Origin of the sequence: Mesorhizobium sp. M1334 (assembly GCF_040317995.1) — a bacterium.
Classification (GTDB): domain Bacteria; phylum Pseudomonadota; class Alphaproteobacteria; order Rhizobiales; family Rhizobiaceae; genus Mesorhizobium.
Genome location: NZ_JAMYLM010000040.1, coordinates 1 through 25,835, shown reverse-complemented (window position 1 = coordinate 25,835; position 25,835 = coordinate 1). Strand labels below are relative to the sequence as shown.

The window sequence follows — 25,835 nt, the reverse complement described above, 5'->3', positions numbered from 1 at the left end:
CCCAATGGACCCCGGAGCCAAAGCAGGAACAAATGGGCGCACACGGCTGAACAAGGAGACGGAACGACTGAAAGATCACCTTGACAAAGATTAGCCCATACAAGCGAGTGAGCGGCGTGTCGGTGGTCATCGGCGCTTTCCGGTAGGGTTTGGTTGTTGACGCCAACCCCATTTCGGAAGGACCACCGATGACCGACGACATGATGAACCTGCGCACGCTCGTGGAGAAGACCCCGGATGTCGCGAAGAGGAGACCCATCCGGAAGATATCCTCGCTTTGATATCTAAGTCGAGATCAGGTTTCTCTCAGTCGAGCCCGAAATACTTCCGCAGGGAACGGTGCGTCATCTCGCGGACCGCATAGCGGCCGACGGCGCGATTGCCGTCCCAATGCCAGTCATCGTTCCAGCCGAGCATGAACGCCCGCTTGTTCTTGGTCACCGTCCGAGTCCGGATCGTTGTCCTTGACTGAAAATGGGAGATGTTGTCGATGCCCGCGTCGTTTAGGAGCGAAGCGTCGAGCACAGGACCGTGCTCTGCGATCACACGCAGCCCCAGCTTGGTCTTCTCTTGGGCCGCCTCCATCCAAAAGCGGATTTGTTGTTCGTCTAGTTCTACAACATCGGTCATGTCGATGCCTTCATAGTCTGAGACAGCCGCGGCTGGATTGTCGACGATCAGCGAATCTAGCCCGTTGAGATTCAAACGGGCTAAAATTTCGGCGCGCGCTGAGACGCTCAGCTTGGCGAAGTCGGCTAGGTCTAGTAAGATTTGCATGTTGTACCTTGTGGCTAGTTTAGATTGGCCTTTGGTCGGGCAAAATAGAATCTAGCTACGGCAAGATCCGCTGTCAACAGCTTTGTGCCGAGGCATGATGGATTTTTGGTATGGCAACTTTGGAGCCTTGTCCGGCTTCCGGACAGGGCTTTGGAATTTCTGACATTCAAGATCCGTTTGCAAGCGACAGGGCTGTCACGCAGTGAGATCCGGTTCTCGGACTCCTCCATGGCCCAAAGAGGGCAACATCCAACCGGCGGCGATTCATGCTGATGTAGTAAGGCATTAAAAACTTTAATCGAGCACATTATCCTCTGGTCGGGCGCCGGGGTCAGGAAAGTCGATGCTCGCCGAGCGGCTGCCGTCGATCCTGCCGTCGCTGGCGCCCAGGGAATTGCTCGAAGTCTCGATGATCGCCTCCGTGGCCGGCGAGCTCGGTCGAAGGCAAGCTGACCGACCGGGGGGACGGTTGCGTGCTTTGGTTATCCAGTCGACGTCGTAACCGTGAGTTTTGAATACATTAGGGGAAGATGGCGAAGCTGCCGGATTTCGCCTGTAAATGACCGCTGGTGGGCAAAACTCCGACTACGACTAGGTACATTTCGCCGGAAACCGACAGCGTGACGATAAACGGTCTAGTCCCGCCGTTTTCGAAAACTCCGGAAAAGGTCGTGTAAGCGCGCTGGCAGAGTACAGGAACCATGAATCCAAGATACCCCCTCGCCCCGCTGATTTCCATGAAGGAGAACTGCCAAGCCCAGCAGAAAGCCGGCAGCCGGTCCGCTGTCCCTGTTCGCGCTGCTGCTGCTGCAAGCAAAGATTAAGATTCTTAAAACAGCGAACCAAAAACCTTCCTTCCCCGACTTGGTGGTCCCGCTGAAAGCAAAAGGCAACATCAGGTGGGCTCTCGGCCCAGCTAGCTAAATCCGGAGTCGCGGCTGTCGAGAACTGAACCCATCCGTATCGCCATTCAGTATATTCGTCTTTGAACTTTACAAAGGAATATTCGCCTGTCTCAGCAAGTATTCCCTGAATATATCTGACATCTGCTTTGCCGAAGGCGGCATGGTCCCGGGGGGAATAAAATAGCTCCAGGGAACCGGTACTCGTCAAACCAGCCGTCTGTCGAAATGCTTCGCCACTCATTAGCCCGGCAGCACTTCCCACTGTGGCGCCCTGCACCTGCGCGGCTTCCTTGGTGAGGCTTTGCCAACTAATCCCAGGCCGGAACAGGGACATATATAAAATATGAGCGGGATAAACATAGTTCGCCTCACTCGACGAAAGCCGTTTCATAAAGCCCCTCGCGGCGGCTAGAGCTGTAGGGCCTACTGGACCGACACCTTTCGCCCTGTTGAAGTCCCCATTTATAGCAATAAGCGCCCGCGCATAGTCTAACAACGCAACATCCACTCTTAAGCTGGCGGGCAGGCATCGAGTCGCAGCCACACCATCGGCGTATGCGGTGTCAATCTCAAGATCATCCGCCCTCGACGTCTTTTTTGCGTAAAATTTATCCGCCACACGGTTGTAATAAAACTGGAGAGCGCCATACCTAAAGTACTTGAGCCTCTCGACGCTTTCCGCGTCGCATGATTGTGAGAATAATTGGCCCCCTTCAATTTGTTGAAATCCGAGAGCAAATCGATCAACAGGAAATCTCTGGGTGAGGCGCCTTGCTTGATAGCGCAGCGTAGGGTCGGGGGAATTCAAAAAAGAAATCAGCAACCGATAATCGGAGTCATCAAATAGTCTGATCAATTGGCTAAGATCTCTCATCCTGTACCCTGGTGTCAACTCGCGCTGCTCGCTATTAATTAGCTCCACTAAAATGTCCAGGACCGCCGCGCGGGCTCGATCCGTGAGATGTGTGTCCCTTAGACTTTTCCTCAACTCCGTGCTGTAATGCGTTCCGTCCTCGCTCAATCCCTTTTTTGCTTCAGCGGCGTTCCTTTCGTCGCTCCCGATCAAATCATTCAGCAGAGATTGATAGTCCTCTTCGGCTGCATATGCGGATCCAATCCAAAATCCGTGAACCAGAGCGAATGATTCAGTTCCTGGGGAAGAAAGGCTTCCCAGTTTCTCCGTCTCTAGAGGAGGAGGAATGGGAAACTCCGACGGTTGACCAACGAGAGGCTCAACGAGAGGCGCCAATTGCTTCAGCCTCGTAAGGCTCAACATGACGCCGTCGGATTCGATTTTGTTCTCGACCGATTGGCTAGGCGAGCCCGGATGGGTTGAAGATCTTAGGCAATTTGATACGGCGTAGCGGGCTGCTTCGGCATCTCCGACGTACTCAGGGTTAAATTTGACGATTATCTTTGGGCTTGCTTTCCATTTCTCGAGAAATGAGGTTTCCTTGAGCTCCTCTTCTTTTGAAGCAATTTCATTGTGCTGGTATTCTACAACATCTATCCGACATTCCCTCGATTTCTCGAAGCGCAGCAATAGAGTAGAGTCCCGCCGGCCGAGCGGAGTTTCATCAAACCTGATGACTAGGATATCATTTCGCCGTTTCTGCACCCAAAAATCCGCTGGAAGCTCTGTCGCTACCAAGCTTTTAGGAATATCCTGAATCTCAAGTTGAAGACCCACCTGTGCCCCACCGCGACAGAAGGAATCATAGGTAAAAAAGGAAATTAGGAACACTGTAACTAAGCCGGCTATACCGCCAACTGCGGCGTAGCCAAATTGCCCAATTGGGAGCGTGCCTTTCGCCCCAATTTCTCCGCCTATGAATGCGCCCGCCATAGCTGTACCCAAGGCGAAGAACGCAGTGAGTGGGTAGAATGCGTTACAGACAATCTGCGGCCCTCCATCTGCAGCCCTAACAGCAATGTAGAAGAAGCCTAGGAGAACAAGACCACCGAAAACTGCTCCTACAACGAGGCGCCAAGGCGGTCCTGCTGGCAAAGGTCCTCGTTCAATTGCGTCAAGAGCGGGATCAGTAGACTGGTCGTGGTCCGGATTTGTCATTTCAGCCCCCTTGCCAAAACGTATTTCCGCTCACGAACGCCGGCGGAAATACGCTTGGCGGCCTAAGGTATATTAGCATCCCGTTATTTTATTGTCGATACGAGAACTGTCCTTCGCATCTTTGACATAGTGAGCGATGACTCTCGCCTGTCCGTTCCTGCTGCCGCGTCGTGAGAATGCCGGCAACCAGCCCCTTGGTTCCGAGGGCAGGATTGAGAAAGATTCTCGCTGCGTCTGAGCAGGCGCCGAAACAGCGATTCGACGGGGGACGAAAGACGTAGCATAGAGATGCTTGTTCAGCGCATTGACGATATGGGCTTCTATCATGGCGCGATCCCCCGATCGTTCTCGGAGGGATAGTCGCAGTCGCGCTAATATACGTCACCTGTCCGATCGGACAGTTGACGCGCTCAGGGATGGATCAAACGTCGCCGCACCGCCTCAACGACAGCTTGCGTTGTGGTGCCGACGCCAAACGCTTCCCGAGCCCTTGTGGCGTGCCATTTGACGGTGCGCTCGGCGAGGCCAAGTATCTGGGATGTTTCCGAAGAAGTCTTGCCGGCTGCGGCCCACAAAAGCACCTCCCTTTCCCGATCGGTCAGAAGACCTTCGTCGCCTTCATCGTCATTCGACAAAGCCTGGATCGACATGCCCGCGTATACCGCCATGGTCACCAGTTGCACCTGATGGCGCGGCGACAGGGTGCAGGACTTCGCGGAAGACGCAAACGAGAGCACGGATTGCCAGTGATGAACGCTGAGCATCGGCACGGCGAAGCCGCTCGAGATGCCAAACTCCGTCGCCTCGCCGGCAACGCGACGTGAGCCCTCCGTATCTGACCACTTTGCCGGGACTTCGGCCCAAAGAAATGGCTTCAGCGTTTTTGCTGAATAAATGCAGACGCCGTCGACAGACGCATGCTCGGCTTCGATATAGCGTTCGAACCAGCCGGCCGGCCAGCCATTCAGTTCCACCATCGGCGCAAGTTTCTGCCCGCCAAGGGGGACGCCGCTCAGGATGAGATGTTCGAAGCCGAGCTTTCGCACGGTCTCAAGCAAATCGGCCAGCAGCGGCCCCGTTGCCGTGTGTTTCCTGCAGCGTTCGATAAAGTCGAACACGTCTGAATCGAGCATGCCAGAGACTCCCGCCTCTATGCCACGATGGAAGTGTAACCTAATTTAGAAGCGCCGAATATACTATTATGACGTGCACCGTTTTGTCAGCATCAAAGAGAATTGAACTGCGTCCATTGATGAAATTGTCAAATTGTCGTGGCTGCCGTGGGGAGCGAATAGCTTGGATGGCTCGCAGGATCGACACGTCCCACTCACCGCATGTCTCCGCCACCAGCGTTTGCGGCCAGACCTCACAGTTTCGGAGGATCGCGTCCTGCAGCATCTCCTTGTCCAATGACAGGTCGGCGACCAGCTTCCTCAGCTTGCCGTTCTCGTCCTCAACTGCTTCAGCCGCTTCATCTCCGTCGGCAGCAGTCCGTCGTATTTCTTTTTCCAGTTAATGTACGTCGCCTAGCTGATTCCCGCCCGCCGACAGATCTCGGCAACAGGAATCCCGTCCGCTCCCTGCTTCAGAATAAACGCCTTCTGCGCGTCCGAAAACTTCGATGCCTTCATCGTTTTCCGCTCCTCCCAGCCAAGGGACATTACCGCAGAAAACTCCACTTTCGAACGGTCCAGTTTTCAGGAGTCACAGCAGACGAAGAAAAGCAACTGATATGCTGATACAAGGATCTATCTTTTTGGCAGCAGCAATCTACTCGTGATCTGCGGCCTTCGCGCGCGCCTCTGTTCTGTCGAGGGTGTCCGGCACAAGCCGTTCTGAGAACCCGGCAAGGAATGACCAGACAAGAAGTTTCGCGAGATCGGCAGTTGGGCCTAGAATTGTTAGTCCGCTTGGATCCATTATTTTGCTATGTGTGGAAGAAGGAGAAACTCCACTCTCAGATGCTTGCCATACAACATGCTCTCCAACGGAGATGTTTCCCAAATCTGGAAAGGCGGCACCGCCGATAATGCCACTTCGTAGGAGAAAATAGAAGATGAATGCGCCAATCATACCGTACAGGAGACGCACGTATAGCATCCGTGGCTGATATTCAGTCATGACGTCCTCAAACCCAAATGTCTGGATATTCATCTGGAACCTCATAACTCTACTAAAGTATGCACCGAGGATTCCAAACGCGGAAACCATGCCAAGACCGAAAATCGGGCTAGAGGAGAATAGCCTGTGTCCTTTCGCGATATCGCCTAGCGCCATGGGGTTACCGTCGGATTGCAACGAGAAGATTAGGAAATAGAGAAGCAATGGCAATACCGATATAGCCATTACGCACAGCCCGAAAAAGAAAAGGCGCGATGCCGTCTCGCCTCGAAGCCTTCTGTTAAATCGATGGTTGATAAACCATCTCTGGAGATCGTCAAGAAGCGCGATATAAGCTGCTCGCTTACGTTGCAATGCAGTATCGTTTTCATCTGACCCATCGAATATCTTTGCATTATTCTCGTGTTGAGCCAGAGTTGCTAACTTACGCGATCTCGCCAACTGAATCAGAATCAAGAATTCCGTCGTTAGTTGCGGCTCAGCAAGCACCAAACCGATCGTCTGCTCGGCGGCGTTCAGCTTGTACCATTCCTCCGCACCCGACTTCCAAACCAGAGGGTCGGGAAAAAGTTCGTCTATTGCGACCTGTGCTGCGGGATCTGCCACGTTGGATCGCGTGGCCTTCCAGATCGTCTGAAGCGATAGCCATTCGTGGGCGAGAATTTCGTTCTTCTCCTCTGGAGCGCTGCCCAAAAGCTTGTGTTTGATGCCACGTAAGGACTGAAAGTTCATAGACATTCGACCACCCCTTGCCTTGAACAAACCGGGTAATATCTCGTTGCCCGCACCTCGGCGACTGCCTCTGCCTGGCTAGTTCCGCCAGCGATCCGGCATAAGCCGTTCGCCCGTCGCAGCATCGGCAAATCAAATTCCCAGTGAGGCAATTCCGTCCTTCGCCGATAACAGTCATGCCGACCGCTAAATCGAGATATCAAAGTAGAGGCCAGTGCTGGCGATGCCTGGAATTGGCCGCGCCGGCGTTTCGTCGATACGCACTACACCGACTTTTGCCATGGCTTTGAGCGCCTCTAACAAGGCCGGGAGCGGCATGTTGCCCCAATTTTTGTCCAGGGCCATCTGATGGTTGACCGGAACTGCCGCTACAAGCAGGTTCTTCATTAGGTCGAGGCCTTTGTCGCGCAGAGTGGCGTTGTGGCTGCCGTGATGGCCGACCTTATAAAAGATTGTGCGCGCCAGCAGATCCGGGCCTGTAACCCGTTTCCCGTCCACGTTCCATGAGAGGTCCTGCCACGACAGCCAATTGCCCACTTGGGCGTCCGCGACGAACAGAAGCACTTCCCCATCGGCAACGAACTCGATGGCCAGCACCAAGCTTGTGTTGTTCGTGGCGCTGTCGAGCGCCAGCGCCAGTTCCGAAGCGCCGTCTAGCCAGGCTGTGTCGACCATGCGCCACGCCGGTGCGTCCTCGCCCGGGCCCCAATAGCGCCGACGAAAGAAGTCCATGCCCCTGGCACTGGCAAACGGGATGGGGCGCAGGCCGTCGAAAGGCGAATTGCGGTCCTCGGCGGAGAGGGCGCTCGCCACGTCAGCGGCCGGCAGATGCGCAGAAACGCCATAGGTCTCGGGGTTTCTGGTCGACGGCAGGGTGCGACGGATCTGCTTGGCATCGGGGGGTGGGCCAAGGATGTAGAACCGAACGTCAGGATCGGAAAGATGAACTGGATCGTCAGCTGGGCGGCAATAGCGCACATCGGCCTTCGCCATAGCTATTTTCAGGGCATCCTCGGTCGAATGGCCTCCCGCAGCCCCAAAAAAGCCCACCAACGCATCGATCTCGGCCGCTTGGTCGGCGTCTCCTGCCATGGTCATGGCCGATCCGGCCAGTCTGAGGGCGCTGATGGCCCTCTTGCGCTCATCCCGGAGCTCGTTGGCGAGGCGGTCATTGGGATCTTCTGTCCATGCCACCCAGACCTTATCGACGTTCAGTTTGGCAAAAGAGTCTTCTGCCTGGATAAAGCCGGACAGATGGTCCCAGTGCTGGTGTGTCGCCACTAGCAGATCAATGTGGGAATCGGTCTCCTCAAGCACATTGTCCATCACTTGCGTCATGATCTCGCCAGCCCTTTTGGTGCCGAGTATCACCCCGCAATCAATGAGAATCCGGTAGGGGTCGCCATGCTGCCTCGCCAGCGTCACGAGGAAGCAGTCTCCGAGACCCTGCCGATACATGCGAATTTTGCCCCGCGCAGCCGTCGGCGATCCGGCCGCATCGGCCCCCTTGGGCGGGGCGGCACTGAGCTTTGTGGTCGATTTCCGTGCCATGTCGCGCCCCTAGCTCATGCCGTGAAGGAAGGCGAACGGCTCCCTGCCCGCCGGTGGCCCACCGAAATAGCAAGCCCGCAGGTTCTCGTTCATGCGGCTGCGATAGTCGCGTTGGGTTGCGATCCGGCCGGCGCCCATGAGTTTCTTGGTAACAACGTAGCGGACTGTGGTGGACTTGAGGTCGATAAGGAGCGTGCAGCCTCCGCGATAGCTGGTGCCATCGGGAATGGCTGGGCGCCAGGTCTGAGTGATCTCGACGACAAGATCGGTCTGGCTCTGTCCGTCTGGTCCGACACGGCGTGCCGGTCGTACCGAATGCACCTCGATGCCCCCGATGGTGCCGTCAATTGAGATGCCGTCAGCAAGCGGAATGGTTTTGGGACGGGTCTCTCGAACGAAACCGAGCGCCGTCAGTTGTTCATCCGAGACGTGCTCGCGGGAAACAAGCCAAGCGTGAAAGATCGCTGCGTTATGTTGCGACGCTTCGTAGGCTTTCTCGCGGTCACCGTCCAAGTTCCAGGTGAGTTCCATCTTGCCGAGCACGCTCGCAAGATTGTCAAGGCCCAGCACTGGAGGGTCCCATACCAAGTTGGCGGGGGATAAATGGCGAACGCCAGGTGGCAGAATCCCCCGGTCGCGGAAAGCAGCTGCGAAGGCCGTGCGGTATCCGCGCGGGTCGTCGGGTACCAGGTCGCGGTCGGCGGTTATCAGCGCCCTTAGGTAATCGCCGAAGGTGATGTCTACCGGCGGGCAATAATCGAGCGCCCGGATACACATAGCTAAAACCTGCCCGGCAACCTTGCTAGCCTCGTCGGCCATCCGGTCGGCAAGATCGACCGGAATTTCACCAGGCGGCAGGATACCGGTGCCACTAGTAGCGAGGCGAACTAGGTCGGCTGTGCGTCCCTGATAGATGGAGAGAAAAGCGGCAAAAACTGCCGAAACCAGCACCGAACCGAGCGCGTGCGGCTCCTTGCTTGGATCATAGTCGCTGCGCATGACCTTGGCGGGATTCCATTTGCCGTGCTTATCAGTTCTGCCAATTGCATCGCGCAGCGCCCCATAATTGCCATTCATGGCCTGGCCGAACTCTACAGCGAGCTGACTCAGCAGACTTTCCTGCGACAGGTCGCCAGCGGTCTTTCGAATTTGATGCTTCAGGGCCTCCGGCAAGTTGAAATGCTGGAACAGCGCGACGATGTCGGCGAACGCCTCATGAAAGGCCAGGACATCCGGATTGGTCGGCTCGCGAAACCTCCGGTGCAGACCATCGAGCAGGGCGTGAGTGGTTTCGTGTGCGATAACATCATGCGACAGTGCTGCGAAGTAGACTCCGTGTGGCAAGCCAAGGCCGGCGCTGTCGCCGGCGGCGGTAAAATAGCCAAGCAGCAGCGCCTTACGATCTGGACTATAGAATGCGTTCGCGGCGCGGATGGCATGCGGATAAATCCGTAGTCGCTGGATGTAGCTGTCCTTCATGCCCCTTATTTCGCCCGGTTGCGGCGCCCATAGGGCAGATCGACCCAGCGCCCGCTCGAAACGCTCGATGGTCCGCATGGCGACTGCGTACGTCATCTGCTGGTGAAATTGTGGATCGCCCTCGGAGGGCGTCAGCCCGTCCTGCATCAAAAGGTAAGGGTGGTTGAGGTCAACCGGCGCATACGCGCAGCGGCTCGCCGGATCGACATCGACCACTTCGATATATTCGCCCACCGGCCCCGGCAGCAGGTCTCTCTCCCATCGTACATCGATTACTGCGCGATTGATCGCTGCGGTGCCCATATCGGTGGCGAGCGACGGATCGACGGCAAAGACTTGCAACCGACGGCGATTTGGCGGCCGGACCACGGGCGCCATCGCCGTATCGAGCCGTTTCCTCGCGATCGCATCGCCGGCCGGCGTTGGGGACGTGACTGGAGCAACGAGGGATACCGGCACTGACGTCCTGCCGCCATTCTTCAGTGCCGTGCAAAGTGCCCTGGAGACACCCGGCTGCGCCATCAACGCGTCGGCAATGTTCAACTTGTCCCTCGGCGTCAGCGAACGCGGATCCACGGCGGGATCAGGGAGTAGGACCTCGACAGCGGCGGACTGCGAGAGTTGAAGAGCCTCGAGTTCCAGCATCCGGCGGCCGTGTGGGGGCACGGCGCCGAAATCGCCGCCGGTGAGAACGTCCAAGAACGGGAAATTGGCACTGTCGGACGGCGCCTTGACCAGGTCGGCAGGCCTCGGCGGTGCAATTCCCAATGCCGCAAAGGCCTTGAGTTCGCCGCGTCCCAGCCTAGCGGCATCCGGGCTGCCGGCAGCGGAACGAAACAAGGCCTGCCGTACCGCTTCTGCGCGCATCCAGTCTTGGCCATAGGCCGCCAGCTTGGCTGCATTCAACTGTATCCAAAGGGCAGCGGCCGCAGCAATTTGCGGCGTGGCCGAAGAGGTGCCGTTCCCATCGAAATCTATGATTTCCGGACAGCCACGTCGGGCCCAGGTGGTATTTGGCGTGCAGGCGGCGAGGGCCGTTCTCATCTTGGATGGCGGTCCGTAATTGCCAGCCATCAGATTTAGCGCCAAGTCGGCGTAGGCCCGGTGGTCCGCCATCACCCCGCAGGCGGCGACGACGCGGCCAAAGCGGGCCGGATAGACAATGTTGCGCGTAGGCAAGTTGGCGTAGTTGTTGCCGGCGGCGGTGACGATGAATACGCCTTGCTCATACAGGGCATTGACCGCCTCGGCCCAAGCCTGGGAGGCGAGCCCGCCCATGCTCATAGTGACGACGTGGACGAAAGTGGCTGGATTGACCGAAAGGCCGTGGACGTAATCCAACGCTTGTGCGATGGCGCTATTGTAGAATAGCAGCACACTGTTGGCGACGCGGATCGGCACTACCTCAACCTCCGGTGCGCCGCCGAGGACAAAGAACGCACCGAATCCCTTGCCCGCGAGCAAGCCAAGTGTGCCGGTGCCGTGGCCTGGATTGGCGAGGCCCCCGCTTGTGCCACGTTCGGTAGCATCATCGGACAGGTCTGAGTCGACGAAGTTGTGTTGGAGGGCAAGGTTCATATGTGCGGGGAGAGAATGATGACCAGGGTCGTAGCCTGTATCGAGGTGCGCGACACGTACCCGGCCGGCAGCTGCCGGGCCCGCTTTCGCGATGGCCTCATCGAACTGCGAAAACGCCCGCTTCCGCAACCAAAAGCTGTCGGCATTAGTCGGGTAGGACGTGTCCTGCTTGGCCGCGTTACTGCAGCCTCTAGCTAGCGCGAGGCCCATGGCCTTTTCGTCCCCGGCTAGCCAACGCTGCTGCAAATCCGGTTCCGCGAATTCTATGCCGCCAGCCAGACGGAACTCATCCGAGAGTAACTGATGGCAGGCGTCCCAAGGATTGTCGCCGCTATCGTCCGAAGACAGAACGTGCCATGCGACGCCTGCGGCCATTCCTTGGCCTGTTTGAGATCCAATGCTGCGAAATAGCGGCACAGCCTGATATTTCCGCTGCGCTTGGGTCAGTGTCTGTCCGGTAAGGGTGGAGTTCGCCTTAACCAACAGTCGCAGCATTGCCAGCTCCATCCTTTCGGGATGTCTCAATCGCGATCCACAAGTTGGTACGGTCCTGACAGCGGCCGAATTGCAGTTGTTAGACTTCGCTCCTAGCTCGACGCGACGAAGTCCTTCCCCGCGTCGTTCCGGACCCGCTCCTGCGCTATTCGTATTTCCTTGGGCAGTATAAGAAGCCGCGGCACGGAAGCGCCCGCGCCGCCGACCGTCGTCACCTAACCGCGGAAGGTATCGCTTAGACCGCGTGTGAGTTTATTCTGTACTCTCGCTGCCGCTTCGCCCTTAGTCACGGCACCATCCTTGTTGCTGTCCAGACCGTTGTTCTGCTGGTACTGGACCGTCGGCACCCTGAACATCACAAAAGCTTCGGCCTTGCCAACGGCTGCCGGCCAGAGGATCGCCATGTACACGTCGGATAGAGTCTTGAGCCTGCCTCTTTGCGGCTTAAAATACTGCGCCACATAGTCGAGTTGGCCGACTTCGGTCATTGCTGCAAGTTTGCCGGTAGTTGTGCCCAACCCCTTTGCCGTGCTTGGCATGAACTGGATCAACCCTGTCGCGCCGCTCACCTTGTTTACAGTGTTCGAGCGAAAGCGTTCGCCTGTCTCGAAGGCCATACACGCCATCAAAAAGCTCGCGTCACAGCCCAACTCATCACAGATCGTGATCACCTTGTCCTTAAATGCGGCGCTGACTTTCTTTCCGAAGGCTATCTCGGTCATGTTCTCTCCTCCCCATTTCGGCCTTCCCAACAAAGGGCAGCTGCGTTCCTCTCCGCACGAGAAGTGAGTGATTGATCCCAAGGATCTTTCGGACACTGGCCAGTGCCGCCTCATTCACTTCGATATACGCGACGATGTACCACTCGCCGTTTTCTTCCCTTGCCATGCCCATGGGCTCGACCCGCCATTTCAGGGCGCCATGGTGCGGCATGAAGTAGGTTTCCTGGATGCCGCCCACAGCGCTGACCCCTTCGTCGAGAGCGTATTCCATCACCGCGCAGCAGAGCTGTGTCAGCGTGCCCCGCAGTCCGGCAGAGCGCCTGTCAGGAACAACGAAAGTGCGTGTCCACTCGGCCCAATCCGGGCGCCTCGGGACCCCTGAGTTCTCGCACATGTGGGGAAAGACTTCCGACACCATATGCGGTTCGCTGGTCGGGATCAGCCGCGCCGACGTTACCACCCGGTCGTCGTCGATACCCAGGAGATACGTCGCAGCATCGGTATCGAACTGGTCTAGTTCGCGACCATCCGGGCTTGGCGGCCGCCACCGCTTCTGGTGCACAAAAAAATCGTGCCGACGGCGCAGAAATTCGTCGAACTCATTTTCATAGAGATGTCTGTTCTGCGCATTGACGACATGAGCCGTAATCATGGCGCGATCCCCTGACCTTCTCGGGGATAGTTGCAGCCGTCCTAAAGTACGTCACCTGTCCGATCGGACAGTTGACGCGTTTTAGGGATGGATCAAACGTCGCCGCACCGCCTCAACGACAGCTTGCGTTGTGGTGCCGACGGCCAGACGTTTTGCCCGCGACAAAGAGGATTTCGCGGAGTTCATTGCCGAAATTTCTTAGGCAGCGGTAGGAAATGGCAAAAGGTCTGATCTTGCTGTTGAACAGATTCAAAACAAAAGATGGGTGCTGAGACCATCCATACACGGCAGGATTACTCGCAATACTCAAGACATCACTCGAATTATGGCGGCATATGCCTCACTATGTAGCAATTTTTATCCCATTGGATATATCGGGCATTTAGGAGGTAATTCGTGGCGGAGCAACCATCAAATGAATCGAGAATGCAGGCCCGACTGAACGCACTATTGGCAGGTCCTGGGGTGGGGTTGGCCATACTGTATGCAGCCGCGATAGGAGCTTATTTTCTATTTAAAGACCTTCAAACGCGCGACCTGTCTCAGACGAGTTCGCAGATTTTTGCGCTCGGTAGTCTGGCCGTTGTCCTGATTTTGCTTTTTGTGGGCGTTCGAATTGTCAACTCATCTTCAGCCACACAAAAGGACGTCATTCCGGACAAAGACCGAAAGCTCCTGGAAGCGCTTATATCCGATTCAAACGAGAAGGCGATTGATCAATACGTGCGCTTGAGCAGTTTGACGGGAGGAACCGGGCTCGCCACCAAACTGGGACTCACGGGATTGCCGTTGCTAACAGTAGCGCTGACGCTAATTTTCTGCAGTCTTGAGCTCTACAAGCCCGGCACAGGTTTTATGGACCTGACCAAACTGACTTTGGGTGCTTTTATTGGGTCGTTTGTCCAAAGAGTTGCGACCTCACAATCGGCCGGTTCGGCAGGTCGGGTGCCGCCCGTTGCGTAAGAAATATTCAGGGAAAGCGGGGTGGCCAAGATGTACTTGCTAGCCGTTGCCATTATACTTACCGGTGTAATTGGCGCAAGCAGGGTGTATCTTGGTGTTCATTGGCCGAGTGATGTGCTGGCTGGATGGGCAGCTGGAGCCTTTTGGGTTACCGTTTGTTGGATTTTGAAGATCCTGGTCCGAGGTTCGGAAGAATGACGGCAGGGACGGTCAAGATCTGCAGTTCATCCAGTGGCCGGGCTTTCTGAAGGCCGCGCAATCGACGCCTCAGTTCCATTCGCGGTTCGACAGGACGAGATTTCTCATTACGGAGGTTGCTTTGATCCCGTATGTGTTAAATACCGGTTCAGCCTAGGGTATGTCCGCCGAAAGTAGAGGCTCACGGCAACGCAGTTGCCTGCGGTTCATGTACTATAATTTCATCCGCTTGCTTCACTGCGGATGACCCCGGCGATGGCTGCCGGCGTGACCGGCAAGCTTTGGGAAATCGGGGATATCGTCGCGCTGATCGAGGCGAAGGAAGCTGAGAAGCCAACGGCACGCGGTGCGTACGAGAAAGACCATAGGCATGCAACCTGAAACCGAATTGCTTAGCCGACTAGGACTATATTTGACCATCATGGTTGTTGTCGTTTCTGTATGCGCGACCATTATTGGAGGAATCGCCTTTTGGAAGACTGAGAAGGGAGGCGCTAAGACGTTTAGCCTACTTGTTCAAAGAGCGTCTGCTATTCAGATGGCGACTGTTGTACTCATCATATTGGGCGCCTGTTCACTTCGCATGTTGAACCTAATTTCATCCGAAGCAGTCGTCTCCATCCTTAGCGGGGTTGCCGGATATGTCCTCGGCGGCGTGTCGCGTTCATCGGCGAAGAATGATGTAGCCGACGAAAATTCAAACTGACCACTACCAGGCTTTGCAGTTCTTGTGCTGGGCTCACTGCCGGTCCTGTGACGGTTTTCCTTGGGGACCTGCTGTACAGGTAGCTGCTGGTCGTCACGACACACAGCGATGCTGCGACACGGGGTGGTCCATTTATGCGATACCGAGCTTACGGAATGCGCGCCTGCAACAGTCTGGCCAGGGTTCCCGTGTCAAAGCTTGCCGTTACGGCATAGTCTCCCTCGATCACCAGGGGGCGTCCCAGCGGGACAACACGAAAATGCAGCTGAACCAGCCGCAGCAGCCAGAGCGGATTCATCTCGATGATGATCGTGTCGATACCACGAGCCAGACCCCATTCGACGATTCCTGGGCGGCAACGGCAATGACACGCTGAATGGCGGCAGGAGCGCAGATGTACTGACCGGCGGGCAAGACGCCGACAGGTTTCTGTTCACAGCGATAACGGACAGCAGCCCGGGCACTGCGGACGTCATCACCGACTTCGTGCGCGACGTGGATATCTTCGACTTCTCAGCCATCGACGCGAACTCGAAGGCAAGGGGGATCAAGCCTTTGCCTTTGCGGGTCATAACTCCAGCACCCTCGCCGACAGCGTGTCGTGGTTTGAAAGCGGTCTTAACACGATTGTTCAAGCCGACGTGAATGGCGATACGACGGCGGACTTCACGATCGTCCGATCGTCCTGGCCGGTGTCAATCATAATTTGGCCGCGTCAGATTTCCTTCTCTAAAGAATATTCAGCGGCCGAGCCGGTGGCCAAAGACGGTACGCGCTTTGCCTTGGTCGAAAGAAACTTGCGAGCTGGCGGGCCCATATTGCCCCCCCACCCGCCTGCCGACAAACTCCCGCGGGGGCACTACCGGCGACCAGACGCTGCTGGCGGCAATCGTAAGCGCCACGCCGCTCCCAATCGTAAGCGCCACGCCGCTCCCTCGTGCGGGGCATGAGGTGAATGTGCGAAGAATCCCCCCGATCGCGAGAGACGTAGGGCCCACATGGGATGACCCAACGCGCAGTTGCGCCGGGATTGCGTCGAGCCGCTCGCTGACATCTTCGCCGATCCTGGCCATCTCGCCGCAGCCGCATGGGCACAGCGTGCTCTCGGGCTCGATGATCCAGCCCAATTGCCCAGTGTCGCGCGATCCAGTTGGATGCCCTGGCGGGCGTAGATCTCGGCCTGCCGGTTCATCCAGGGGCGTTCGGACGGCTCGTCCGGTTCGCGCCGGCGCAATCGTGGCCGCTTACCTGCCCATCTGCCGCGGGTGAAGCGTCAAGAAGGGCTTCTTCTGGGCAATCGCCTCCGATGACCGCGGCCATGGTGGCCAAGGCCCGCCCATCGTGCTGTTCCACTATGCGCCCGGGCGCGGCGGCGAGCATGCCGAACGCTTCCTTCAAGGCTTCGGCGGACAATTCCTGCAGGTTGACGCCTATGAGGGCTATGATCGGCTGACACGCCTGGAGCGGCCACAAGGGCCGTGGCTGCTCGTCCATTGCTGGAGCCACCTGCGCCGACGTTTTCCGCAATCCCTTATGCCGGCGTCCCAGGTCAAAATCTATCGCTGTGCCGCCAGCGACCAACCCGCCTGGGCGTGGCACGGCGGCGGGCGTAGTGGGCGCGCCATATCAGCCTTCAAGTTCCCCTGCTTCGCCGCCTAACAAGGCAGCGCACATCCTCCCCGTGTTCCAATTCAGCCGTTGCAACAAAATCTTTTCAAACTCACCAAACGTAAAAAAACCGCCTCGGTTATACCGAGACTGTTGCGTACTATGACAGACGTGGTTGCGGGCACTGGGATTTGAACCTGTGATTTGCAGGTTATGAGACCACGACTACTTGGCCAGGAAGAAGATCGGGTTGAAAGGGGACCTTCCTGTCATCTTTGCATCACCGTCAGTCTGCTCGAGATTGACCGCTCGAAACCGGGAGCACGAGCGGGCTGCGCAAACGTTGCAACAGATCCTTCAAGGAAATTCATAGACTCTTAGCAACTCCGGTTCGCTGTGAATGGTAGGCTTATTGCAACGTTTGAGTCAGTGGGGTCCGAACCGTGGCTTATTCTCCGACCCGCCGAACTGCGTGCAATTTCGGCTAAAGGCAATGGCAAGAAGAGCGCCCATCTTGTTTGTTCGACACAGCCATATCGCCTCAAAACAGTATCTTCACGGCCACCGAGATTGTCCGGTCGGTGGACAAGCAACCATATTATTTGGTTCGAAAGCTGCAACATCTGTGGAGAACGCGAAATGACAAATTCAGTAGGACGAGTGCCCAGGCTTTCCAAGTGGCTTGGTCCTGACCAATGCTGACACTGGTCAGTCGCCTACGGACGGCAGCGCATTTAGATCGCCTTCGAATTCTAGGCCTTTGCGCGCACGCGGACCTAACTGTCTGCCAGCTAGCGGAGATTCTGGGTCTGCGTCGTGAGCACGTTGTACGACACGTCCGGCTGCTGGCCAGAGCCGACTTTCTTTACTGCAACGAACAACGTCCGTGGTGCTCGTACAATATCAAAACAGGAGGTAAGGACGGCGGGCTGGTTCAATTGTTGGTTGATCTCCTGCCCCACGGCGATGGCTATCACAAACGAGACCTTCAACGGCTCGAAGCGGTACGAGACACGCGGCCGAAGGGGACCGCATGCTTGACCCTGAAATAGATCAATCCAATTGGAGCGCGAAGCTACCATGGACAACTCCGCCGACAGCGCCATCGCGCAGCCCGACACTTACGGACGGTCTCGCTTGGCGACGGTTGATTGCCGCGTTCACGAACTGCTTCTAAGACAGGAGCGGCAGGAGCGGACGACGCTCAAACTGATCGCATCTGAGAACTTTGCCTCCTCGGCCGTGCTGGAAGCAACCGGTTCGATTTTCATGAACAAGTACGCCGAGAGGTACCCCGCTGCGCGCTACTACGCGGGAAACGAGATCGTCGATGAGCTTGAGAACCTCGCCATTGAGCGCTTGAACACGTTATTCGGCAGCGAACACGCCAACGTCCAGCCTTATTCCGGCTCCCCGGCCAATCAGGCTGTCTATCGAGCGCTTTTAAGCCCCGGTGACAAGGTGATGGGTTTGCCAATTCCGGAAGGGGGCCACCTCACTCATGGTTGGGCCATCAATTTTTCCGGAACAGACTATAAGCGCGTCCCCTATGGGCTGCACGAAAAGACGCAGCAAATTGACTATGACCGTTTGCGCGAAACAGCAAAACGCGAACGGCCTCGGCTCATTTGGGCTGGCGGTACTGCTTATCCCCGTATCTTTGACTACGCGGCAATGGCAGAAATCGCTCTGGAGGCGAACTCCTACCTCGTGGCCGACATCGCGCACATCAGTGGCCTGATTGTCGCTGGAGTGCATCCGAATCCCGTACCCCATTGCGACGTCGTCAGCAGCACGTCTCACAAGTCGATCCGCGGTCCCCGCGGTGGCTTCATTTTGTCAAGGAATGAAGATCGCTATCAAGCGCTGTATCATTCGAAGGGCAAATACAATCTCGCCAGACGAATAGATCGCGCTGTCTTCCCTCAACTGCAAGGCGGGCCTCATATGAATGCCATCGCTGCGCTAGCAGTTGCCTTGCACGAAGCCGCGAACCCGTCCTTCCGAAGCTACGGCCAACAGACCGTCAAGAATGCCAAGGCTCTTGCACAGGCACTGATCGAGCGAGGGTATGACCTGGTTACCGGGGGGACGGACAATCACATGCTGATCCTTGATCTGCGCGATCGACCACTATCGGGCAAGGCCTATGCCGAGCGGCTAGCAAAGGCAGGCATCATCACAAACTTTAATATGGTGCCTGGCGACCCGCGGGATCCGGCGGTCACAAGCGGAATTCGCCTGGGGTCGCCAGCAGTGACGTCAATGGGCATGCGCGATGTGGAAATGGTGCAAATTGCTGGCTTCATTGACTGCGTCCTCCGGCGGCCTGATGACGAAGATCTCCATGCCTGCGTGCGAAGAGACGTTGCCGATTTGTGCGCTGCGTTCGAGGTCCCGGGCATCACCAACAGGTAAGGTGGGCTAAGCAAAATGCACCATACAACTCCAACACCCGAAACGAGGCATTTCATGGCTAGGCAGTTCGTGTTCTCTTCCGAATCGGTTGGCGCGGGACACCCGGATAAGTTGGCCGACAACATCTCGGATGCCATCCTCGATGCCATCCTCCGCACCGATCCCAAGGCGCGCGTCGCCTGTGAAGCGTTGGTAAAATCAGGGATGGTCGTTCTGGCTGGCGAGATTACCAGCGATGCGCGGGTGGATTATAGCCAAGTTGCGCGCGATACGATTCTGGATATTGGATACGACGATGAAGCCGTCGGCTTTGACGGCCGGCGTTGCTCCGTCGTTCATGCACTCACCGAGCAATCGCCCGACATCAGCCAGGGCGTTGACGAGGGACGAGGGCAGGACCTCCAACAGGGAGCGGGAGATCAGGGCCTCATGTTCGGCTACGCATGCCGCGAAACCGATACTCTGATGCCTTTGCCGATCCAGCTCGCTCATCGCTTGACGAAACGACAGGCAGATGTCCGGAAAGCACGACAGCTTGGCTGGTTGCGTCCTGACACGAAATCCCAAGTCTCAGTGCGCTATGACGGGTTGCGCCCGGTCGCCCTGGATACCATCGTCGTATCGACCCAACATGACGAGCAGGTCTCGCAAGAGACGGTCCGCGAGGGCGTCATTGAGGAAATCATAAAGCCTGTCCTGCCGACCCACCTGGAGACGGAAGGCATCAGAATTCTGGTCAACCCGACGGGGAGGTTCGTAGTCGGCGGGCCGCGCGGCGACTGCGGTCTCACTGGACGCAAGATCATCGTCGATTCCTATGGTGGGATGGGTCGTCACGGCGGCGGCGCCTTTTCGGGCAAGGACCCGTCCAAGGTTGACCGCTCAGCTGCCTATGCGGCCCGGTATGTTGCAAAGAATATCGTCGCTAGCGGACTTGCGGACGTCTGCGAGGTGCAGCTTGCTTACGCAATCGGCGTGGCCAGTCCGGTTTCTGCCATGGTCAACACGTTCGGGACAGCGAGGGTTGAGGAAAGAAGGATCGAGCGCCTCATTCTTGAGTTGTTTGATCTCAGACCGAAGGGCATTATCAAGATGCTTGATCTCTTACGCCCTATATACCGCAAGACCGCGACCTATGGCCATTTCGGCCGTGAAGAGCCTGACTTCACCTGGGAGAAGACAGACAGGGCCGACGAATTGCGTCGCGAGGCAGGACTTGCCGCCCCGTGAGGGGCTGGCGCCGAACGGATTGGCAAGCGGAAAGCCCATTCCCACTGGCCAGACCCGCCCGCGGCCGGCATGCCAGAAAGCCGGTGGGTACTTTGGCGGAGACATGAATTATGCCGGACTATGACGTGCTTTGTATCGGAAATGCCATCGTCGACATCATCGCCCAGTGCGACGAGGCGTTCCTGGAGACGAATGGCATCATCAAGGGCGCAATGAATTTGATCGACACGAGGCGCGCCGAACTGCTCTACAGCCGCATGGGCCCGGCCATTGAAGCCTCGGGCGGCAGCGCCGGCAACACGGCGGCGGGCGTCGCCTCCTTCGGCGGCCGCGCCGCTTTCTTCGGCAAGGTCTCCAACGACGCGCTCGGCGAAATCTACGCGCATGACATCCATGCCCAGGGCGTCGCCTTCGACACCAGGCCGCTTAACGGCGAACCGCTGACAGCGCGCTCGATGATCTTCGTCACGCCGGACGGCGAGCGCTCGATGAACACCTATCTCGGCGCCTGCGTCGAGCTCGGCCCGGAGGACGTCGAGGCCGACAAGGCGTCGGGCGCGGCCGTCACCTATTTCGAGGGCTATCTGTGGGACCCGCCGCGCGCCAAGGAGGCGATCAGGCAGACGGCTAAGCTCGCCCACGCCGCCGGGCGCGAAGTGTCGATGACATTGTCGGACTCGTTCTGCGTCGATCGCTACCGCGTCGAATTCCTCGATCTGATGCGCTCCGGCATCGTCGACATCGTCTTTGCCAACAGCCACGAGATCAAGTCGCTCTACCAGACCGCTTCATTCGACGAGGCACTGGCCCAGATCCGCAAGGATTGCAAGATCGCCGCCGTCACCCGCTCGGAAAAGGGCTCGGTCATCGTGCGCGGCGACGAGACCGTGACCATCAATGCGACCAGGATCCGCGAGCTGGTCGACACCACCGGCGCCGGCGACCTCTACGCCGCCGGCTTCCTCTACGGCTACACGCAAGGCCGCAGCCTGAAGCAGTGCGGCGATCTCGGCTCGCTGGCAGCCGGGCTGGTCATCCAGCAGATCGGCCCAAGGCCAAGGCAGAATCTGCGCCGAGAGGCCGAGCAGGCGATATTGCTGTAGGTGGGGAGCCAAGAACCAGCTGCCCACCCTTCTTAATCCAGCCCGAGCCTTTTCTTCAGTTCCGCATTCTCCTTGCGGAGACGATCGGCAAGCAGGCTCTTTAGCCGCTTGTTTTCTTCCTCGAGCGCGACGAGATCCTTCAGCCCGTCACTGTCCGCCGCCGGCGCCGCCGCCTTCTTCCAAAGATAATATGTCTGTTCCGAGATGCCGGCGTGCTTCACCGCACTCTTGAGAGTAGCGCCGCCGCCGATCGAGGTCTCGATCTGCGCCAGCTTCTGGGCACGATCCTTCGCGGAGTAGCTCTTTCGGCCTGTTCGCGCTGACGGCGGTGCTTCAGTGGCCGCGGATATCGGCTTGGCGCCGTTCTTGCGGGCAGGCGAGCTCGCCTCAGCTTCTGGCTTCCTCGACCGCCGCGCTCTCGCCTTCGGTTTTGGCGTTTCCGTTTTGTCTGCCGGTTCGCTAACTGCTGCTGACTCGGTTTCCAGAGGATTGGCCATGAAATGCTCCACTCGCGGTTCGTGCAAAGGTTCAGCATCAAGGACCACTACAGTAGAGTCAACAAGCTGACGATTTAACGGCTCGACTTCCTTTGTTGTCTCGGCCATCGCCGCGGCGATGTCGAAATTGCCCCAGATGGAACGTGCGGATTTTTGATAATTGCGCTTTTGTTTGACTTCCACGGTGAATGGTCGCGTCTGCCGCCTCATAGTTCCTTCCTGAATAGGAGAATGAAGTCGCCGCTCGAATTTTTGGCGCTTCCTGCTTAGCGCGGAGCATTATCGTATAGCCGCTCAACGGGCAAGTGATGCCGGTCTTCGATGGCTGACCCATCTGGGGGATTTGAGCGGCTTCGCGCGTCCTGCGCATGCCTGTAAGGCCGCCAAGTTTTCTGGGTTAGCAGGCGCGCACTGTGGCAGCTTGGCTTGTACGGCGAGGCCATGGTTGAGTGAGGCGAAATAAATCCAGCCCCGCGGTCAATCCCGAGGCTTCCCACAATGGCGAAGAGAACATCTTCACTCGTTCCTTTTGAGCACAAGACCTTCCGTTCGCTATGGTCGGCTGCACTCATTTCGAACCTTGGCACCCTAGTGGAAGGTGCGGCGGCAGCTTGGCTGATGACGAGCATCGCAGCAGTAATTTTTGATCGCCCATTCGTGCTGTGTACCAGCCCTGTGTCTTGCGCAAGTGGTCACGAACGGCTGCCGGAGCCTCGAAGACGCCCTAAAAACACATGCTGCGATTTTGAACACGCTTGATGTGTTAGATTAATTCATCCACAATGCGTGTGTTGAACACGCGAGGTGAGTTATGAACATGAAAGAGCTTAGGGTTCGACTGGGCATGACTCAAAAAGATTTGGCAGAGCAGATGGCAACGACGCAACAGACTGTGGCCCGTTGGGAAACAGGCAAAACGCAGTTGAACGTCGAGCAGATCAAGGACCTTTGTCTCACGTTGAAATGCACGGTCGAGGAGCTGCTGGGCTGGAAGATTGATGTCGAGGAGTGGCGCACGAGCCCGTTTGCAATTGCCGATGCCGAAACGCGATACGGCACGCTCAGAATCAAGACGACTGTTGGCAGCCGCCAATATCCTATCGATGAAAAGGCGCGTGAATCGATTTTACGTCAGTTGAAGGAACTTCATAATCTGCGTAGAAATAACACAAGCAGGCCATGGCTGTATTGTTGGAGCCTTGACAACAAAATACTCTTGATAAATCCGCAATATGTCCGCACCATTGAGCTTATCGGTGACGATGTAGAGGAGATGCCAGAGTATTATCATCCAGAAATCTATCGGGCTTTGGATGACTGGGATAAGGGTGAGGTTTCAGGAAAGCTGAAGAAAGAATGCGATGCCATCATCGCAGAGATGGGTGATCAGGAAGCCGTGCGCATGGCCTCCTATGTTCGCGTCACATATGACGACGGAGAAGATGAGTGGAACTTCTTGGATGAAGAAACCGCTACGACTTTCTTCGGATTGGAAGCTGCGACCTTTGACGTTCCCCAGTGTAGTTTCGCCGAAGTGGAGGAAGAAGGTTACTACCGAGCGCGATACGCCAACCTTGATCGCGTCGCGGTGATGGAGGTTCCAAGCGACCGTTATCATAGATTGACCGCGCCCGAGGAAGCTTAGAACCATCCACGAAGGGCGCATGTTACATCTCGACCTTGCGTGGTGCGTTTTCAGTACGAGATGACGTTAAGCGTAGGTAGTGGCAGGTAAGAGTGCTCGACCAGAAGCTCAACTGCCTCCTCAATATCGCTGCCGATGTGCCGCAGGACACGTCCACGGGAGCGTGGATAGGCGTGAAGTTCCTGCACTCCACGGTCCGCTCTCCCATCGCCGGTGTGTGCCCGACGCCATCTTGTGGACGAGCTTGGCCGCCTGCACCCGGTTGTATTCCGGCTTGCGGTCCGCCTGGGCGGTCCGCCGCGATGGCTATCTCCATGTCAATCGGCGCCGAACTTTGACTGCCCGCTGCTTTTGATGAATTTGGCGAGGTCCCGCGCATAATCACTCTTGGTCTTCTCCTTGAGGCCCTGTGTCGCGAACTTGTGGTCCAGCAGGGCAAACAGGTCAAAGTCCCCTTCCGCCTGTGGCGCTGGCTTGCCCTCACCGCCCTCGGCTTCCCAATTGGGGACCGCTTCTGCGCGCTGCACCGTGGCGATTGTCCGCCCAAGACGCATCACAAGATCGAACGCCAAACCGTGCGCGTGCACGACGATTTGCCGCTCAGGCCTCATTTGGACAGGACTTGAGCTGGCCCGGTGGTTTGAGCCGGGTTACCTTGAGCCGGTGGGCTGCGAACAAGCAGTTCGAGACATTGGCCTCGATCACTTCGCAACACGCCGCTGCGCCTGGCCTCGGTGTGCTCCCCCCGAAATCGTTGTGTCATTGTCAATGCCGCTCGAATTTTCCCCAAAAGTGCCGAAGTAAAATTCCCCAGTTTCGCCGCTCAGACTGTCGCGGAGGGGTGTCCATTTTTCGGTGGCCGGCCGCGCGGCCGCGATGGTGGATTTAATGTCGGCGGCGTGATGGAGGCTTTTGATCGCAAGTGTTCGGGCATGAGCTCGGCGTGCTGGCGGAGCCGATAACTCGATCCTTCGATCTGGACGACGACCGCATGGTGAAGCAGGCGATCGAGAAGTGCGGTTGCGACGACAGGGTCGCCGAAGACCTCGCCCCATTCGGCGAAGCCGCGATTTGAGGTGAGAATCATTGCGCCCTTCTCGTAGCGGGCGTTGACGAGTTGGAAGAACAGATTGCCGCCACCGTGGACGACGGGCAAGTAGCCGATCTCATCGACAACGAGCAGAGCAGGCCGGCAGAAGAAGCGGATGCGTTCCTGCAGGCGGCCTTCGCGTTCGGCCCTTGCCAGCGCGGCGATGAGTTCGGCGAGCGTGCAGAAATAGACGCTCTTTCCAGCCTTCACAGCCTCGACGGCAAGCGCAATGGCCAGATGGCTCTTGCCTGTGCCGGGCGGGCCGAGGAAGTGGACGACCTCGCAGCGAGCGACGAAGCCGAGTTGGGCCAGCGTGAAGATTCGATCGCGGTCGAGCGAGGGCTGGAAAGAGAAGTCGAAGCCGGCGAGCGTCTTGATCGTGGCCAGGCGCCCCATGCGCAGTGCCGTCTTGATCCGGCTGTTCTCGCGCAGGGTCAACTCTTCCGAGAGGAGGATGTCCATGGCTTCGAGGGCGGCGATCTCGCCTTTCTCGAGCCGGCGCACGACATGATCGAGCGCTTCGAGCGCCCGCGGCATCTTCAGGCCGACGAGGTCGTGGCGGATCCGGTCGATGGTGGAGGGCGTGGTGTCGAGCGCGTTCGTCATGGACGTTGCTCGTTCGCCATCACCCGGGCGACGGCGTCGTAGAAGGCCAACGGGCGCTGAGCGACCCTGTCGCCCGAGCCATGAAGAATGACCTCGTCGTTCCTCAGTCTTTGTCGGCGCTTGTGGACGTGGATGTTGCGATGACCCGGCTCGACATGACGCTGGTGCCGGCCTTCGAGAATAGGATGGGTGGCAATCAGTGCGCCGTCCTCGAAGATGCGCAACTCTTCGGCCAGCGTGTGTACCTCGACGACACGGCGCCTGGTGGCGTCGGGCACGCTGTAGAAATTGCCGCCGACGCTGACCATGCCCTCCCGGCTGATACGTCGCTCGAGCTTTAGGACCGATCGGAACGGAGCCAAAGGCAGCGGCCGCAGCGCTGCGCGCTCCTCGGCGAAAGCTTCGTTGACGACGCGCCTTGTGGTGGCGTGAACCCTCGGGTTTGCGACCGTGTCCAGCCAGTGACGCAACTGGGCGTTCAGGTCTTCGAGATTGCGAAAGGACCGGGCCAGGAAGAAGTCCTCGCGAATGTAGCGGAACGGCCGCTCGACCTTGCCTTTCGTTTTGGCGCGGTAAGGCCGACACGCCTTGGGATGGAAACCATAGTGGCGGGCAAGATCGACGAGGGCACGGTTGTAGACGATGCCGCCGGTATCGCCTTCGCCGATCACAGCCGTCTTCATACGGT

At 57.6% G+C, this 25,835-nt stretch carries 22 protein-coding genes and 4 pseudogenes; 12 read left to right on the top strand and 14 right to left on the bottom strand.

Going from position 1 to position 25,835, the window contains the following annotated elements; translation table 11 throughout:
• Positions 1-306: 306 nt before the first annotated feature.
• On the bottom strand, positions 307-777 hold the full coding sequence (locus NKH17_RS31840; RefSeq protein WP_352719565.1) for a hypothetical protein: 471 nt from the start codon (positions 775-777) through the stop codon (positions 307-309).
• A 325-nt stretch (positions 778-1,102) separates the two neighbouring features.
• Here NKH17_RS31840 and NKH17_RS31835 point away from each other — a divergent pair.
• Positions 1,103-1,234: pseudogene (locus NKH17_RS31835) on the top strand (ATP-binding protein); the annotation flags it as partial.
• Between the two features lie 134 nt (positions 1,235-1,368).
• On the opposite strand, the gene NKH17_RS31830 reads toward NKH17_RS31835, so the two are convergent.
• The 8 genes and pseudogenes from NKH17_RS31830 to NKH17_RS31795 form a co-directional block, all read right to left on the bottom strand.
• Positions 1,369-3,753: a hypothetical protein gene (locus tag NKH17_RS31830; protein ID WP_352973369.1), complete on the bottom strand. Its 2,385-nt coding sequence runs from the start codon at positions 3,751-3,753 to the stop codon at positions 1,369-1,371.
• Positions 3,754-4,163: 410 nt separating this feature from the next.
• Positions 4,164-4,886 (bottom strand): LuxR family transcriptional regulator, encoded by a 723-nt coding sequence (locus NKH17_RS31825; RefSeq protein ID WP_352549318.1) that lies wholly within the window; start codon positions 4,884-4,886, stop codon positions 4,164-4,166.
• Between the two features lie 145 nt (positions 4,887-5,031).
• Positions 5,032-5,384 (bottom strand): annotated as a pseudogene (locus NKH17_RS31820) (transposase); the annotation flags it as partial.
• Between the two features lie 139 nt (positions 5,385-5,523).
• On the bottom strand, positions 5,524-6,612 hold the full coding sequence (locus NKH17_RS31815) for a hypothetical protein (protein ID WP_352549320.1): 1,089 nt from the start codon (positions 6,610-6,612) through the stop codon (positions 5,524-5,526).
• A gap of 180 nt (positions 6,613-6,792) precedes the next feature.
• On the bottom strand, positions 6,793-8,157 hold the full coding sequence (locus NKH17_RS31810) for a hypothetical protein (RefSeq protein WP_352549322.1): 1,365 nt from the start codon (positions 8,155-8,157) through the stop codon (positions 6,793-6,795).
• Between the two features lie 9 nt (positions 8,158-8,166).
• The gene (locus tag NKH17_RS31805) at positions 8,167-11,709 is read right to left on the bottom strand and encodes a S8 family serine peptidase (protein ID WP_352549324.1); all 3,543 of its coding nucleotides are present in this window, start codon (positions 11,707-11,709) and stop codon (positions 8,167-8,169) included.
• 215 nt (positions 11,710-11,924) lie between these two features.
• Positions 11,925-12,431, bottom strand: coding sequence for a lysozyme family protein (locus NKH17_RS31800; RefSeq protein ID WP_352549327.1), 507 nt, complete (start codon positions 12,429-12,431; stop codon positions 11,925-11,927).
• Complete coding sequence (locus NKH17_RS31795; protein ID WP_352549329.1) at positions 12,388-13,083, bottom strand: acyl-homoserine-lactone synthase; 696 nt, start codon at positions 13,081-13,083, stop codon at positions 12,388-12,390. The genes NKH17_RS31800 and NKH17_RS31795 overlap by 44 nt, the downstream gene beginning before the upstream one ends.
• 396 nt (positions 13,084-13,479) lie before the next feature.
• On the opposite strand from NKH17_RS31795, the gene NKH17_RS31790 reads away from it, so the two are divergent.
• The 5 genes and pseudogenes from NKH17_RS31790 (at position 13,480) to NKH17_RS31770 (ending at position 15,595) form a co-directional block, all read left to right on the top strand.
• Positions 13,480-14,046 carry a hypothetical protein gene (locus NKH17_RS31790; RefSeq protein ID WP_352549331.1) on the top strand — a complete coding sequence of 189 codons (567 nt, stop codon included), beginning with the start codon at positions 13,480-13,482 and terminating at the stop codon, positions 14,044-14,046.
• A 30-nt stretch (positions 14,047-14,076) separates the two neighbouring features.
• Positions 14,077-14,244, top strand: coding sequence for a phosphatase PAP2 family protein (locus NKH17_RS31785; RefSeq protein WP_352549374.1), 168 nt, complete (start codon positions 14,077-14,079; stop codon positions 14,242-14,244).
• Positions 14,245-14,414: 170 nt separating this feature from the next.
• Positions 14,415-14,625, top strand: a pseudogene (locus tag NKH17_RS33560) (IS1 family transposase); the annotation flags it as partial.
• A 31-nt stretch (positions 14,626-14,656) separates the two neighbouring features.
• Positions 14,657-14,950 carry a hypothetical protein gene (locus NKH17_RS31775; protein ID WP_352549333.1) on the top strand — a complete coding sequence of 98 codons (294 nt, stop codon included), beginning with the start codon at positions 14,657-14,659 and terminating at the stop codon, positions 14,948-14,950.
• A 336-nt stretch (positions 14,951-15,286) separates the two neighbouring features.
• Entirely contained in the window at positions 15,287-15,595 is a 309-nt protein-coding gene (locus NKH17_RS31770; protein WP_352973371.1) for a M10 family metallopeptidase C-terminal domain-containing protein, read from the top strand.
• A gap of 365 nt (positions 15,596-15,960) precedes the next feature.
• Here NKH17_RS31770 and NKH17_RS31765 read toward each other — a convergent pair.
• Positions 15,961-16,068, bottom strand: a pseudogene (locus tag NKH17_RS31765) (IS66 family transposase zinc-finger binding domain-containing protein); the annotation flags it as partial.
• A 178-nt stretch (positions 16,069-16,246) separates the two neighbouring features.
• Here NKH17_RS31765 and NKH17_RS33555 point away from each other — a divergent pair.
• The 4 genes from NKH17_RS33555 to NKH17_RS31745 all read left to right on the top strand — a co-directional run bounded on the left by NKH17_RS33555 (position 16,247) and on the right by NKH17_RS31745 (position 21,309).
• Positions 16,247-16,609 (top strand): IS66 family transposase, encoded by a 363-nt coding sequence (locus NKH17_RS33555; protein WP_502910648.1) that lies wholly within the window; start codon positions 16,247-16,249, stop codon positions 16,607-16,609.
• A 1,029-nt stretch (positions 16,610-17,638) separates the two neighbouring features.
• Complete coding sequence (gene glyA, locus NKH17_RS31755; RefSeq protein ID WP_352973364.1) at positions 17,639-18,976, top strand: serine hydroxymethyltransferase; 1,338 nt, start codon at positions 17,639-17,641, stop codon at positions 18,974-18,976.
• A gap of 54 nt (positions 18,977-19,030) precedes the next feature.
• On the top strand, positions 19,031-20,206 hold the full coding sequence (gene metK, locus NKH17_RS31750) for a methionine adenosyltransferase (protein WP_352973361.1): 1,176 nt from the start codon (positions 19,031-19,033) through the stop codon (positions 20,204-20,206).
• 110 nt (positions 20,207-20,316) lie between these two features.
• On the top strand, positions 20,317-21,309 hold the full coding sequence (locus NKH17_RS31745; RefSeq protein ID WP_352973359.1) for an adenosine kinase: 993 nt from the start codon (positions 20,317-20,319) through the stop codon (positions 21,307-21,309).
• Positions 21,310-21,341: 32 nt separating this feature from the next.
• Here NKH17_RS31745 and NKH17_RS31740 read toward each other — a convergent pair whose 3' ends face one another.
• Positions 21,342-22,016, bottom strand: a complete 675-nt coding sequence (locus tag NKH17_RS31740; RefSeq protein WP_352973356.1) for a transposase — start codon at positions 22,014-22,016, stop codon at positions 21,342-21,344.
• Between the two features lie 288 nt (positions 22,017-22,304).
• On the opposite strand from NKH17_RS31740, the gene NKH17_RS31735 reads away from it, so the two are divergent.
• Positions 22,305-22,565, top strand: coding sequence for an MFS transporter (locus NKH17_RS31735; RefSeq protein WP_352822114.1), 261 nt, complete (start codon positions 22,305-22,307; stop codon positions 22,563-22,565).
• A 52-nt stretch (positions 22,566-22,617) separates the two neighbouring features.
• Positions 22,618-23,451: a helix-turn-helix transcriptional regulator gene (locus NKH17_RS31730; protein WP_352515945.1), complete on the top strand. Its 834-nt coding sequence runs from the start codon at positions 22,618-22,620 to the stop codon at positions 23,449-23,451.
• A 317-nt stretch (positions 23,452-23,768) separates the two neighbouring features.
• Here the strand turns inward: NKH17_RS31730 and NKH17_RS31725 are convergent, their stop codons facing one another.
• The 3 genes from NKH17_RS31725 to NKH17_RS31715 all read right to left on the bottom strand — a co-directional run.
• The gene (locus NKH17_RS31725; RefSeq protein ID WP_352822112.1) at positions 23,769-24,023 is read right to left on the bottom strand and encodes a hypothetical protein; all 255 of its coding nucleotides are present in this window, start codon (positions 24,021-24,023) and stop codon (positions 23,769-23,771) included.
• A 251-nt stretch (positions 24,024-24,274) separates the two neighbouring features.
• Positions 24,275-25,147 carry an IS21-like element helper ATPase IstB gene (gene istB / locus NKH17_RS31720; protein ID WP_352774152.1) on the bottom strand — a complete coding sequence of 291 codons (873 nt, stop codon included), beginning with the start codon at positions 25,145-25,147 and terminating at the stop codon, positions 24,275-24,277.
• Positions 25,144-25,835 (bottom strand): Mu transposase domain-containing protein (locus NKH17_RS31715; protein ID WP_502910647.1); only part of this gene is annotated, 692 nt, incomplete at its 5' end. The genes NKH17_RS31715 and istB, both read right to left, overlap by 4 nt.

Coding starts and splice junctions, on each gene's coding strand:
- NKH17_RS31840 (WP_352719565.1), bottom strand. CDS start 777: ATGCAAATCTTACTAGACCTAGCCGACTTCGCCAAGCTGAGCGTCTCA.
- NKH17_RS31830 (WP_352973369.1), bottom strand. CDS start 3,753: ATGACAAATCCGGACCACGACCAGTCTACTGATCCCGCTCTTGACGCA.
- NKH17_RS31825 (WP_352549318.1), bottom strand. CDS start 4,886: ATGCTCGATTCAGACGTGTTCGACTTTATCGAACGCTGCAGGAAACAC.
- NKH17_RS31815 (WP_352549320.1), bottom strand. CDS start 6,612: ATGTCTATGAACTTTCAGTCCTTACGTGGCATCAAACACAAGCTTTTG.
- NKH17_RS31810 (WP_352549322.1), bottom strand. CDS start 8,157: ATGGCACGGAAATCGACCACAAAGCTCAGTGCCGCCCCGCCCAAGGGG.
- NKH17_RS31805 (WP_352549324.1), bottom strand. CDS start 11,709: ATGCTGCGACTGTTGGTTAAGGCGAACTCCACCCTTACCGGACAGACA.
- NKH17_RS31800 (WP_352549327.1), bottom strand. CDS start 12,431: ATGACCGAGATAGCCTTCGGAAAGAAAGTCAGCGCCGCATTTAAGGAC.
- NKH17_RS31795 (WP_352549329.1), bottom strand. CDS start 13,083: ATGATTACGGCTCATGTCGTCAATGCGCAGAACAGACATCTCTATGAA.
- NKH17_RS31785 (WP_352549374.1), top strand. CDS start 14,077: ATGTACTTGCTAGCCGTTGCCATTATACTTACCGGTGTAATTGGCGCA.
- glyA (WP_352973364.1), top strand. CDS start 17,639: ATGGACAACTCCGCCGACAGCGCCATCGCGCAGCCCGACACTTACGGA.
- metK (WP_352973361.1), top strand. CDS start 19,031: ATGGCTAGGCAGTTCGTGTTCTCTTCCGAATCGGTTGGCGCGGGACAC.
- NKH17_RS31745 (WP_352973359.1), top strand. CDS start 20,317: ATGCCGGACTATGACGTGCTTTGTATCGGAAATGCCATCGTCGACATC.
- NKH17_RS31740 (WP_352973356.1), bottom strand. CDS start 22,016: ATGAGGCGGCAGACGCGACCATTCACCGTGGAAGTCAAACAAAAGCGC.
- NKH17_RS31735 (WP_352822114.1), top strand. CDS start 22,305: ATGGCGAAGAGAACATCTTCACTCGTTCCTTTTGAGCACAAGACCTTC.
- NKH17_RS31730 (WP_352515945.1), top strand. CDS start 22,618: ATGAACATGAAAGAGCTTAGGGTTCGACTGGGCATGACTCAAAAAGAT.
- istB (WP_352774152.1), bottom strand. CDS start 25,147: ATGACGAACGCGCTCGACACCACGCCCTCCACCATCGACCGGATCCGC.